Origin of the sequence: Pseudomonas sp. P8_229 (assembly GCF_034008635.1) — a bacterium.
Lineage (GTDB): Bacteria > Pseudomonadota > Gammaproteobacteria > Pseudomonadales > Pseudomonadaceae > Aquipseudomonas.
Map to the genome: position 1 here is coordinate 6,148,961 of NZ_CP125378.1, position 12,494 is coordinate 6,161,454.

A 12,494-nucleotide genomic window follows, 5' to 3' on the forward strand; every position below is an offset into this window, starting at 1 on the left:
AACGAGGTGCCCATGAGTCAGGCGTTTCTCCCCTTCTCCCGCCCGAGTATAGGCGAAGAAGAAATTGCAGCTGTCGAGCAGGTTTTACGCTCAGGCTGGATCACGACCGGGCCAAAAAATCAGGCACTCGAAGAGCAATTCGCCCAATACGTGGGCTGCAAGCATGCCGTGGCTCTGTCCTCGGCCACCGGCGGGATGCACATCACCCTGCTGGCGTTGGGCATCGGCCCGGGTGATGAAGTCATCACTCCGTCGCAGACCTGGGTCTCGACCGCCAACATGATTTCCCTGCTCGGCGCCAAACCGGTGTTCGTCGATGTCGACCGCGATACGCTGATGACCGACGCTTCGCGCATCGAAGCGGCCATCACTGCGCGTACCAAGGCGATCATCCCGGTGCACTACGCCGGCGCCGCGTTCGACCTCGATCCGCTGTATGCCCTGGCTGACAAGCACGGGATCCCGGTCATCGAAGACGCTGCCCACGCCGCTGGCACCCGCTACAAGGGGCGTCACGTCGGTTCGCAAGGCACGGCGATTTTTTCCTTCCATGCGATCAAGAACATGACCTGTGCCGAAGGCGCGATGTTCGTCACCGACGACGAAGCCCTCGCCAGCCGTGTGCGCATGCTCAAATTCCACGGTCTGGGCGTCGACGCCTATGACCGCCTGACCGGTGGCCGCAAGCCGCAGGCACAAGTGATGGAGCCGGGTTTCAAGTACAACCTGTCCGACATCAATGCCGCGATTGCCCTGGTGCAACTGCAACGTCTGGACGAAATCAACGCCCGTCGCACCGAACTGGCCACGACCTATCTGCAAAGGTTCGAAGGCCTGCCGGTGCAACCGCTGGCCCTGCCCGCCTATGCCCAGCAACACGCCTGGCACCTGTTCATCCTGCGCATCGACAGCGAACGCTGCGGCATGGACCGCGAAGCCTTCATGAAGGCTTTGCAGGATCAGGGCATCGGCACCGGTATCCATTTCATTGCTACCCACCTGCACACCTGGTATCGCCAGCGTGACCCCGACCTGTATCTGCCCAATACCGAATGGAACTCGGCGCGGTTATGCTCGATTCCGCTGTTCCCCGACATGACCGGTCAAGACCTTGACCGCGTGGTCGGTGCCATCGAACAAATCATGGAAAAACGCCTGTGAAACCTTATCCAATCCGTAGCGTGTCGATCGTTATCCCGGTCTACAACGAACAGGAAAGCCTGCCGGAACTGCTGCGTCGTACCGAAGCGGCCTGCCGTCAGCTGAATCACGATTTCGAAATCGTGCTGGTCGATGACGGCAGCCGCGACGAATCGGCGAACATGCTTGAAGAAGCCGCCGGCCGTGAAAACAGCCCGTTCGTGGCGGTGATCCTCAACCGCAACTATGGTCAGCACGCCGCGATCATGGCCGGTTTCGAACAGTGCAAAGGCGATGTGGTGATCACCCTCGACGCCGACCTGCAGAACCCGCCGGAAGAAATTCCACGGCTGGTGGCCGAGGCCGAAAAAGGTTACGACGTGGTCGGCACCGTGCGTGGCAACCGTCAGGATTCGGCCCTGCGCCGCTACCCGTCGAAGCTGATCAACCTTGCCGTGCAACGCTCCACCGGCGTGGCCATGAGCGACTACGGCTGCATGCTGCGCGCCTACCGCCGCACCATCATCGATGCGATGCTCGCCTGCCGCGAACGCAGCACGTTCATCCCGATCCTGGCCAACAGCTTCGCCCGCCACACCACCGAAATCGTCGTGGCCCACGCCGAGCGTGAACACGGCGATTCGAAATACAGCCCGATGCGCCTGATCAACCTGATGTTCGATCTGGTCACCTGCATGACCACAACCCCGTTGCGTCTGCTGAGCATCGTCGGCTTCGCCATGGCTGGCCTGGGTGTGCTGTTCGCGGTCGCGCTGATCATTCTGCGTCTGGCGTTCGGTGCCGGTTGGGCCGGCGACGGCACCTTCGTGCTGTTCGCCGTGCTGTTCGTGTTTACCGGTGGTCAATTCATCGGCATGGGGCTTCTGGGTGAATACCTGGGCCGCATGTACAGCGATGTGCGCGCCCGTCCGCGTTTCTTCATTGAAAAGGTGTTGCGCAGCCAGCCGGCCGCCCCGGCCCCTGCCGTCACCGTTGATGGTCTTTCTTCTACCACTACTTCTTCCACTTCCGATCAGGTTCTCTCATGAGTGCAAAAACTGTTGTCTTCGCCTACCACGATATTGGCTGCGCCGGCATTGAAGCCCTGCTCAACAGCGGCTATGACATTGCAGCAGTGTTCACTCACGCCGATGATCCGAAAGAAAACGCTTTCTATGCGTCGGTTGCGCAACTGTGCGCCACCAAAGGCATCCCGGTGCACGCACCGGAAGACGCCAACCACCCACTGTGGATCGAGCGCATCGCCAAGCTGGACCCGGAGTACATCTTCTCCTTCTACTACCGCAACCTGCTGAGCGAGCCACTGCTGGCCCTGGCCAAAAAAGGCGCGTTCAACCTGCACGGTTCGCTGCTGCCACGCTACCGCGGCCGCGCTCCGGCGAACTGGGTGCTGGTCAACGGCGAAACCGAAACCGGCGTGACCCTGCACCGCATGGTCAAGCGCGCTGATGCCGGCGCCATCGTTGCCCAGCAGCGCGTTGCCATCGAGCGCAGCGACACCGGCCTGACCCTGCACGCCAAACTGCGCACGGCCGCCAGCGACCTGCTGCGCGACACCCTGCCGAACATGCTGCAAGGCAAGATCACCGAAACCCCGCAGGACGAATCCAAGGCCACCGTATTTGGCCGTCGTACCCCGGCGGACGGCAAACTGGTCTGGGCCAAACCGGCCGAAGAACTGTTCAACCTGGTTCGCGCCGTCACCCGTCCATACCCGGGTGCCTTCTGCGCCGTGGGCGAGCACAAGCTGATCGTCTGGAGCGCCGAAGTCGTCAAGGGCAACGAAGGTCAGGCACCTGGCCGCGTGATCAGCGTCGATCCGCTGCGCATCGCTTGTGGTCAAGACTCGCTGGTGATCAACGCCGGTCAGCGCAACGACAACGGTCTGTACCTGAGCGGCCCGCAACTGGCCAACGAACTGGGTCTGGTTGACGGCTCGCTGCTGCGCGGTGCCGAATCCGGTCGTGCACCACGCCGTACTCGCGTGCTGATCCTCGGTGTCAACGGCTTCATCGGTAACCACCTGTCCGAGCGCCTGCTGCGTGACGACCGCTACGAAGTCTACGGTCTGGACATCGGCTCCGACGCCATCGAGCGTCTGCGCAGCCACCCGAACTTCCACTTCGTCGAAGGCGACATCAGCATTCACTCCGAGTGGATCGAGTACCACATCAAGAAGTGCGACGTGGTCTTGCCGCTGGTGGCCATCGCCACCCCGATCGAATACACCCGCAACCCGCTGCGCGTATTCGAACTCGACTTCGAAGAGAACCTGAAACTGGTTCGCTACTGCGTCAAGTACAACAAGCGCGTGATCTTCCCGTCGACTTCGGAAGTCTATGGCATGTGCCAGGACAAGAACTTCGACGAAGACAGCTCGAACCTGATCGTCGGTCCGATCAACAAGCAGCGCTGGATCTACTCGGTCTCCAAGCAACTGCTCGACCGCGTAATCTGGGCTTACGGCGCCAAAGGCCTGAACTTCACCCTGTTCCGTCCGTTCAACTGGATGGGCCCGCGTCTGGACCGTCTGGATTCGGCCCGTATCGGCAGCTCCCGCGCCATCACCCAGTTGATCCTCAACCTGGTCGAAGGCACGCCAATCCGTCTGTTCGACGGCGGCGAGCAGAAGCGCTGCTTCACCGACATCGCTGACGGCGTCGAGGCGCTGGCACGCATCATCGATAACGACAACGATGTCTGCAACGGCCAGATCATCAACATCGGCAACCCGGACAACGAAGCCAGCATCCGTCAGTTGGGCGAAGAGCTGCTGCGTCAGTTCGAAGCGCACCCGCTGCGTCACAACTTCCCTCCATTCGCCGGTTTCCGCGACGTGGAAAGCAAGGCGTTCTACGGTGCCGGCTACCAGGACGTGGAACACCGCAAGCCAAGCATTGCCAACGCCAAGCGCCTGCTGAACTGGGAGCCGACCGTGGAAATGCGCGAGACCATCGGCAACACCCTGGACTTCTTCCTGCGTGAAGCCATGCTCGAAATCGCGGACAAGAAGTAATGCAGGCAGGTCTTCGTATCGATGTCGACACCTACCGTGGCACCCGTGAAGGTGTGCCGCGACTGTTGGAGATGCTCGACGAGGCTCAGGTCAAGGCAACGTTTTTCTTCAGTGTCGGCCCGGACAACATGGGCCGGCATCTGTGGCGCCTGATCCGCCCGCAGTTCCTCTGGAAAATGCTCCGTTCCAACGCTGCCGGCCTGTACGGCTGGGACATTCTGCTGGCCGGCACTGCCTGGCCAGGCAAACCGATTGGCCGTGATCTCGGGCACCTGATGCGTCAGGCCCGGGACGCTGGTCACGAAGTCGGCCTGCACGCCTGGGATCACCATGGCTGGCAGGCCAATGCCGGGCGCTGGAGCGAGGCCCAACTGATCGAACAGATCCGTCGGGGCGTCGACACCCTCAGCGATATTCTCGGAGAAAAGATCCAGTGTTCGGCCTCCGCCGGTTGGCGTGCGGACGAACGCGTGATCCAGGCCAAGCAAACCTTCGGCTTTCGCTACAACAGCGATTGCCGCGGGCAAAGCCTGTTCCGTCCGCTGCTGGCTGATGGCACACCTGGCGCGCCGCAAATCCCGGTGGACCTGCCGACCTTCGATGAAGTCGTCGGTCCGACCGTGGCTGCCAAGGACTTCAACACCTTCATCCTCGACCGGTTCCGTCAGCAGGCACTCAACGTCTACACCATTCATGCCGAAGTAGAAGGGATTCTGATGGCTCAGGACTTTCGTCAATTGCTGGCCGCTGCACGCCAGCGCAGTATTGACTTCAAACCGCTGGGCGACTTGTTGCCCGAGTTTTTCAACACCCTGCCCGTGGGCCACGTACAACGTGGCGTACTTGAAGGCCGTGAAGGCTGGCTGGGAGTGCAAGGCGCATGACCAAACGCTGGGCACTGCCGCTGTTGGTCGGACTTTGTCTGCTGGCCTATCTGTTGCCGCTGGGCACCCATGGCTTGTGGATTCCCGATGAAACCCGTTACGCGCAAATCAGCCAGAGCATGCTGCTGAGCGGGGACTGGGTATCGCCACACTTCATGGGTTTGCGTTACTTCGAAAAACCGATTGCCGGCTACTGGATGATCGCCATCGGTCAGGAGCTGTTCGGACAGAACCTGTTCGGCGTGCGTTTCGCCTCGGCGCTGAGCACCGGTTTGAGCGTTTTGCTGGGTTACCTGATCGCTCGCCGGTTATGGAACGACCCACGCAAAAGCTTTGTCTGCGCCCTGCTCTACATGAGCTTCACCATCGTTGCCGGCCAGGCCGGTTACGCCAACCTCGATCCGCAATTCACCTTCTGGGTCAACCTTAGCCTCGTCGCGCTGTGGTTTGCGCTGGACAGCCGCACTGGCGGGCAACGCTTCGCAGGTTGGGCGGTACTGGGCCTGGCGTGTGGCATGGGGTTCATGACCAAGGGCTTTCTCGCCTGGGCGCTGCCGGTACTGATCGCCCTGCCGTGGATGCTCTGGCAAAAGCGCTGGCGTGAGCTGCTGGTCTTCGGGCCGGTGGCGATCGTCGTGGCGATTGCGGTCAGCCTGCCGTGGGCATTGGCGGTTCACGCCCATGAGCCGGACTACTGGCGGTTTTTCTTCTGGCATGAACACATTCGCCGTTTTGCCGGCGACGATGCCCAGCATGATTCGCCGTGGTGGTTCTATCTGCCGTTGCTGGTGGCGTTCAGCTTGCCGTGGGTCGGTCTGTTGCCGACCAGCCTCAAGCAAGCCTGGCAAACCCGCGCTCAACCGGCGATTGCGTTCCTGCTGCTGTGGCTGCTGATGCCGCTGCTGTTTTTCAGCCTGAGCAACGGCAAATTGCCGACCTACATTCTGCCTTGCCTGCTGCCGATGGCGTTGCTGCTGGGCAATGCCCTGGCGGACCGGTTGCGCCTTGAACAGGGCCGTGCCTTGAGCATCAACGGCCTGCTCAATCTGCTGCTGGGCATTGTGCTGCTGATTGCGCTGGTTTACCTGCAACTGAAAAAACCCGTGTATGACCACGAACTGCACAGTCTGGTGCTGGTGTTCATTGCACTGATCGGCTGGATCATCGCCAACCTGGCGCAAGCGTTCCTGCCGTTGCAGTGCTGGGCGGCGCCAGCGCTGGGCAGCCTGTTGCTGATCGGTGTCCTGCCGGCGGCACTGCCCAAGTCCGTGGTGTCCAACAAGACTCCGGACCAATTCATCCTGCATCACATGGACGAGCTGTCCGGCACCACTCACTTGTTGAGCAATGACCTGGGCGCTGCGTCGGCGCTGGCCTGGCGCCTGCAACGGCCAAACGTCGCGCTGTACAACACCGTGGGCGAGTTGAAGTACGGCCTGTCCTATCCGGAAGGCGCCGAACAGCGGATCACCACCGACAAGGTGCAAGCCTGGATGCGCGATGCCCGTCGTACCGGTTCGGTCGGCGTGGTCATGCGGGTCAAGGGCGATGACGAGCTGCACGAAGTCGACCTGCTGCCCAAGGACGGTACTCGCTACGAGCAAGGCAATCTGGTGATCATGGTTCTGCCCAAGGACCCGTCATGAGCTGGATCTTGCTGCTGACGGCATGCCTGCTGACCTGCCTGGGTCAGGTTGCGCAGAAATACGCGGTTGAGAGCTGGCGCGGGGTCGACTCATCCTGGGCGGACAAATTGCGTTCGCCCTGGCTGTGGCTGGCACTTTTGGCGCTGGGCAGCGGCTTGCTGGTCTGGCTGCTGGTCTTGCAACGGCTGGAAGTGGGCATCGCTTACCCGATGCTCAGCCTCAACTTTGTACTGATCACACTGATCGCACGGTTTGTCTTCCGTGAACCGGTCGACCGCCGCCATTGGCTGGGCGTAGCCCTGGTGATCGGCGGTGTGGTGCTGTTGGGGCAACACTCATGAGCCAGGGACGTGGAATCGCTTTCGCTCTGGGCAGCGTGCTGCTGGTCAGCGGTGCCCAGTTGGGCATGCGCTGGAGCATGACGCGTCTGCCGCAGCCGGAACAATGGTGGTCCGCGCTCACCGCCGGCAGCGTCGATCTTGTCGCGCTGGGCGTGGTGTTCGTAGCCATTCTGGCTTACGCGCTGTCGATGCTCTGCTGGCTCGCCGCCCTGCGCGATCTGCCGCTGGGTCGGGCTTATTCGCTGCTGAGCATCAGTTACGCGCTGGTTTATCTGCTGGCGGCCAGTCTGCCGCTGTTCAACGAATCATTCAGTCTCACTAAATCACTGGGCGTGGCACTGGTCATGCTCGGGGTCATCACTATTAACACTCGTCCGTCTCGTGCGCCCGAATTCAGGAGTGCTCCATGAAAATCACAGTATTTGGTAGCGGTTATGTCGGTCTGGTGCAGGCCGCCGTGTTGGCCGAAGTCGGTCACGACGTCGTGTGCATGGACATCGACCAGAAGAAAGTCGAACTGCTGCGCCAGGGTCACGTCAGCATCTTTGAACCAGGGCTTTCGAGCCTGGTACGCGAAGGCCTGGACTCCGGTCGCCTGCATTTCACCTCCGATGAAAAACTCGCAGTGCTACACGGTCGCGTCGCCTTCATTGCGGTCGGTACGCCGTCCAGCGAAGACGGCTCAGCCGATCTGAAGTACGTGCTGTCGGTGGGTGACGCCGTGTCGCGTCATCGTGAGCAGCCGCTGATTCTGGTCGAGAAATCCACCGTACCGGTCGGCACCGGCGACACCCTGCGCGCGCACATTCAGGCCGCGCTGGACAAGGCTGGCCGTCAACTGCAGTTCGATATCGTCTCCAACCCGGAATTCCTCAAGGAAGGTTCGGCGGTGTCCGACTGCCGTCGTCCGGATCGCATCGTCATCGGCTGCGAAGGTGACGAAGTGCGCGACGTGATGCGCGACCTGTACTCGCCGTTCAACCGCAACCATGACCGCATCATGTTCATGGACCTGCGCAGCGCCGAGCTGACCAAATACGCCGCCAACTGCATGCTGGCGACCAAGATCAGCTTCATCAACCAGATCGCCGAACTGGCCGAACACCTGGGCGCCGACATCGAGTCGGTCCGTCAGGGCATCGGCGCCGACACCCGCATCGGTTATCACTTCATCTACCCGGGCTGCGGTTATGGCGGTTCGTGCTTCCCCAAAGACATGCGCGCCCTGATCCACAGCGCCGAACAGGCGCATTGCTCCAGCGACCTGCTGCAAGCGGTCGAGGCGATCAACGAGCGCCAGAAGCACAAGCTGTTCGATCGCATCAATGCGTTCTACAAGGGTGATCTGCGCGGCAAGACTTTCGCCCTGTGGGGCCTGGCGTTCAAGCCGAACACCGATGACATGCGCGATGCGCCAAGCCGCGTATTGCTCGACTCGTTGTTCGCCGCCGGCGCCAGCGTGCGCGCGTTCGACCCGGAAGCGATGCAGGAAACCCAGCATCTGTACCCGAACGAAGAAAAACTGATGCTGATGGGCACCCCGGAATCGGTGCTGTCAGGTTCCGATGCGCTGATCATCTGCACCGAGTGGCAGCAGTTCAAGGCGCCGGATTTCGACCTGATCCAGCAACGCCTGAAAGACCCGGTGATCTTCGACGGCCGCAACCTGTACGACGCCGACCGTCTGGCGCGCAATGGCTTCAAGTACTTCCCGATCGGCCGGGGTGATTCGCGCAAATTGCCGATCCCGCTGCAACAGTGGCCTAACAACGCGGTCGTCGCTTGATCACGTTGTCGCCTGTCATCCGCCGGCAGTCCCTGATCGCAGGGCTGCTGGCACTGCTGTTGTTTATCGCCGGGGTTTACGGACAGGCTCCCATTGGCTTCGATTCACGCTTCGTACTGTTTGCCCAAGAGATGTTGAGACACGGGCCAACCGTATTCCCGACCACCTACGGCCAGCCGTACGCTGATTATTCAGCGGTTTCGACGCTGTTCATCTGGCTGTTGTCCCTGCCCTTCGGCGCGGTCAATACCCTGACTGCGTGGCTGCCCAGCGCGATTGCCGGTGCGCTGATCGTGACATTGATGTACCGCTTGCTGGCGGTGCATTCGCAGCGTTGGGCCTTGATCAGCATTGCGCTGTTGATGCTCACCAGCACCTTCATCACCGAAGTGCGCGCGGTGTCGCAAGACCTGATGCTGGCGGCCGTGGCGCTGTCGGTGTTTTACCTGGGCTACGCGCACGACCACTTCGGCTCTCGCCGCCGCTGGCCGCTGATCTTTGTCCTGCTGTTGCTGGGTTTCGGGATTCGCGGGCCGATCGGTCTGGTGGTGCCAACCGGCATGCTCTGCAGTTACTACCTGCTCAACCGTGAGTGGAAACGCCTGTTCGTGTTCGGTGTGCTGGCGTCGATTCTGCTCGCCGCGTGCGTCGGCCTGCTGTTGTGGCTGGCGAAGCTCAGCGGTGGCGAGGCCTTCCTGCAGGACGTGATCCGCATGCAGTTCATGGGGCGCATGGATGGCAGTGAAGGCGTCAGCGGCTCGCTGTATTACTTCACCAGCTCCATGGGCAACTACGCGCTGGCGTATCCGTTGGCAATCCTGGCGTTGGCCGCGACCTGGCTGAGCAAACCGCATCAGCGTGGTCCGGCGTTACGCCTGGTTCAATACTGCGCGGCTGCCGGCTTGATCGTGATGGTCGGCCTGTCGATTCCGCAGGCGAAGAAAGCGCGTTACCTGCTGCCGATGCTGCCAATGGCGGCGATTATCGCAGCGTATCCGTTCCAGGTGCTGCACGGGCGGGTATTCCGGGTACTGCGTGGCGTGATTCAAGGGCTGTGGCTGCTGACGCCGGGGTTGTTGATGGTGGTCCTGCTGGTCGCCAAGCGCCGCTTTCCCGAGCAACTGAACGGCCTCACCCTGATACTGGTCGTGCTCGGCGCCCTGCAATTGCTCGCCTTGTCGCGTTTGCTGATCCCGCGCTGGCGTGCCGAAGTGTTGGCGCTGTGCTCGGTCCTCGCGTTGTGGACGGTGTATGCCGCGGTGTTCGAGCCGGTGGAGCGCCGCCTGTACGACACGCAGACCTTCAGTCGCGCTGCGTTCGCTCAGGTCCAGGCCAATCCGGCACCGCTGGTGCTGCACGGCATGGGCAAAGACGCCAAGGCGATCAAGTTCATGGTCAACGTCGAGCACGACCTGCAGCCGCAGTTCACCGAGACGGTGCAGCAACTCGAAGCCATCAAGGGCCCGGCGTGGCTGATGATGGACAGCAAGGACCTGCAAACACTGCAAGGCACCGCGCTGGCCGGCCTGCAACCGGTGGTGACGGGAAGCTTCGACAAGAACGATTACGTGCTGTTGTACGTCAAGCCCTTGTAGACGCCGTCGAAGGCTGCGATCTTCGGGTCTTTCTCAAGATCAAACGATCGCAGCCATCGGCAACGCTTACATGACCCTCACGATTCGCCCCGCACGGGCTACTGATGCATCCGCCCTCCCCGCCATCGAACGCTCGGCCGCCGAGCTGTTTCGCGTAGATCCTGCCCTCGCCTGGCTCGCCGACAGTGACGTGGCAAGCGCCGCACAACACCGCCAGGCCATCGAACAGGCCCACGTCTGGGTTGCCGAAAGCGCGACCGCGCAACTCGCAGGATTTATCCGCGCGCTGGACGTCGGCAACCAACTGCACATTGAAGAACTGTCGGTCAGCCAGGCGTTTCAGGGCCAGGGCGCGGGCCGCCGGCTGGTGATGGCCGCGATTGAGCATGCGCGCCACCGGCAGATGCGCGCCGTGACCCTGACCACGTTTCGCGATGTGCCGTGGAATGCGCCTTTTTATCAGCGGATGGGCTTTGTCGTGGCTGCGCCGGGTGAGCTTGAGGCGCACTTGATCGAGGCACTGCAAAAGGAAGTCGAGCACGGCTTTGCCGCCGAGCGACGCTGCGCAATGCGCCTGCGCCTGCTCTGAAAACACTACAGATGCCCCCTGTGGGAGCGAGCTTGCTCGCGAAGACGATGTGACTGTCGACACTTCTTTGACTGAACAGACGCCTTCGCGAGCAAGCTCACTCCCCCAGGGGATTTACGGTGTGCCAGGTTGACCGTTGAGCGGGACCCGGTGAGGATGGCCACGCCAACCCGCGCATTTTGCAATAAGGACATTGACCCCTTCGTGGCCACTTACTCCCGCCTGATCCGCCGACTGATGATCACCTCGCTGAGCATCGTCATCAGCCGTGCCCTGATCAGTCCGCTGCTGACTCTATTCCTCAGTAACAAGCTGGGCCTCAACCCGCAGGACGTCGGTCTGTTGCTGGGCATCGCAGTGTTCAGTGCCACGCTGTTTTCGCTGTATGGCGGCTACATCATCGATCGGCTCGACAAGCGCCGGCTATTGATTCTGACCATGCTTTCCAGCGGGGTTGGCCTGATCCTGCTGACCTTCGCGCAGAATCTGTACCTGGTCACACTGGTGCTGATCATCAGCGAGACCGCGTCGGCGCTGTTCCTGATCTGCTCCAAGGCGATCCTCAGTGAAAACCTGCCGGTTGGCCAGCGGGTGAAAGCGTTCTCGTTGAACTACACGCTGACCAACATTGGTTACGCCGTCGGCCCAATGATTGGCGTGGTGATTGCCGGAGTCTGGCCCTCGGCGCCGTTTATCGTTGCGGGCCTGATTGCCAGTGGCAGCATTTTCCTGTTGCTGGGCGTCTCCCGCCAGGTCAGTCCGGTGTCGCTGGGCAGCCCGCCACAGAGTTTCCTGAACACCCTGATCATCCTGAAAAACGACCGCACGATGATCCTGTTTACCCTCGGCTGCCTGCTCAGCACTCTGGTTCACGGGCGCTTCACCCTGTACCTGTCGCAATACCTGCTGGCGACCCACACCCAACAACAGACGCTCGACACCATGGCCGCCCTGCTCGCCTGCAACGCGATCACCGTGATCCTGTTGCAATACCAGATCGGTCGTTTCCTCAAGCGCGAACACCTGCGGTTCTGGATTGCCGGCGGCACCGCGTTGTTCATCGTCGGCCTGATCGGCTTCAGCCTGGCGGACAGCCTCGTCGGCTGGTGCGTGGCGATGTTCATCTTCACCTTGGGCGAGATGATCATTTACCCGGCGGATTTCCTGTTTGTCGACACGCTGGCCCCGGAAGAACTGCGCGGCAGCTACTACGGTGCGCAGAATCTGGCCGCACTGGGCGGCGCCGTGAGTCCGGTGATGTGCGGGTTCCTGCTGATGCACACGCCGGCGCCGAGCATGTTCTACGCCTTGAGCGCCCTGGCCGCCCTCGGCGGGTATTTATGTTTTGTCAGCGGACGGCGCGTGGCGATAATTCAAAAATAATGCACTGAAGCAGCATCAATATGAATTTGTCAGCATCGACATTGCACGGCACACTGTGCGCGTTCCTCCCCCAATAGTTGGAACGCTTCGAGG

At 61.4% G+C, this 12,494-nt stretch carries 11 protein-coding genes; all 11 read left to right on the forward strand.

The window, feature by feature from the left end; all coding sequences use genetic code 11:
• Window positions 1-12 precede the first annotated feature (12 nt).
• Window positions 13-1,161, forward strand: coding sequence for a UDP-4-amino-4-deoxy-L-arabinose aminotransferase (gene arnB / locus QMK55_RS27610; RefSeq protein ID WP_102355976.1), 1,149 nt, complete (start codon window positions 13-15; stop codon window positions 1,159-1,161).
• Window positions 1,158-2,189: an undecaprenyl-phosphate 4-deoxy-4-formamido-L-arabinose transferase gene (gene arnC, locus QMK55_RS27615; protein WP_102355975.1), complete on the forward strand. Its 1,032-nt coding sequence runs from the start codon at window positions 1,158-1,160 to the stop codon at window positions 2,187-2,189. The genes arnB and arnC overlap by 4 nt, the downstream gene beginning before the upstream one ends.
• Window positions 2,186-4,177: a bifunctional UDP-4-amino-4-deoxy-L-arabinose formyltransferase/UDP-glucuronic acid oxidase ArnA gene (gene arnA / locus QMK55_RS27620; RefSeq protein WP_320328239.1), complete on the forward strand. Its 1,992-nt coding sequence runs from the start codon at window positions 2,186-2,188 to the stop codon at window positions 4,175-4,177. Before arnC ends, arnA begins: the two co-directional genes overlap by 4 nt.
• Window positions 4,177-5,061 (forward strand): 4-deoxy-4-formamido-L-arabinose-phosphoundecaprenol deformylase, encoded by an 885-nt coding sequence (arnD, locus tag QMK55_RS27625; RefSeq protein WP_102355974.1) that lies wholly within the window; start codon window positions 4,177-4,179, stop codon window positions 5,059-5,061. Before arnA ends, arnD begins: the two co-directional genes overlap by 1 nt.
• Window positions 5,058-6,707 (forward strand): lipid IV(A) 4-amino-4-deoxy-L-arabinosyltransferase, encoded by a 1,650-nt coding sequence (arnT, locus tag QMK55_RS27630; RefSeq protein WP_320328240.1) that lies wholly within the window; start codon window positions 5,058-5,060, stop codon window positions 6,705-6,707. The genes arnD and arnT overlap by 4 nt, the downstream gene beginning before the upstream one ends.
• Complete coding sequence (gene arnE / locus QMK55_RS27635) at window positions 6,704-7,048, forward strand: 4-amino-4-deoxy-L-arabinose-phosphoundecaprenol flippase subunit ArnE (protein WP_320328241.1); 345 nt, start codon at window positions 6,704-6,706, stop codon at window positions 7,046-7,048. Before arnT ends, arnE begins: the two co-directional genes overlap by 4 nt.
• Window positions 7,045-7,458 carry a 4-amino-4-deoxy-L-arabinose-phosphoundecaprenol flippase subunit ArnF gene (arnF, locus tag QMK55_RS27640; RefSeq protein ID WP_025109806.1) on the forward strand — a complete coding sequence of 138 codons (414 nt, stop codon included), beginning with the start codon at window positions 7,045-7,047 and terminating at the stop codon, window positions 7,456-7,458. The genes arnE and arnF overlap by 4 nt, the downstream gene beginning before the upstream one ends.
• Complete coding sequence (locus QMK55_RS27645) at window positions 7,455-8,834, forward strand: UDP-glucose dehydrogenase family protein (protein WP_102355970.1); 1,380 nt, start codon at window positions 7,455-7,457, stop codon at window positions 8,832-8,834. The genes arnF and QMK55_RS27645 overlap by 4 nt, the downstream gene beginning before the upstream one ends.
• Complete coding sequence (locus QMK55_RS27650; RefSeq protein ID WP_320328242.1) at window positions 8,831-10,429, forward strand: ArnT family glycosyltransferase; 1,599 nt, start codon at window positions 8,831-8,833, stop codon at window positions 10,427-10,429. The genes QMK55_RS27645 and QMK55_RS27650 overlap by 4 nt, the downstream gene beginning before the upstream one ends.
• 70 nt (window positions 10,430-10,499) lie before the next feature.
• Entirely contained in the window at window positions 10,500-11,018 is a 519-nt protein-coding gene (locus tag QMK55_RS27655; RefSeq protein ID WP_320328243.1) for a GNAT family N-acetyltransferase, read from the forward strand.
• Between the two features lie 204 nt (window positions 11,019-11,222).
• Window positions 11,223-12,401 carry an MFS transporter gene (locus QMK55_RS27660; RefSeq protein ID WP_320328244.1) on the forward strand — a complete coding sequence of 393 codons (1,179 nt, stop codon included), beginning with the start codon at window positions 11,223-11,225 and terminating at the stop codon, window positions 12,399-12,401.
• Window positions 12,402-12,494 lie beyond the last annotated feature (93 nt).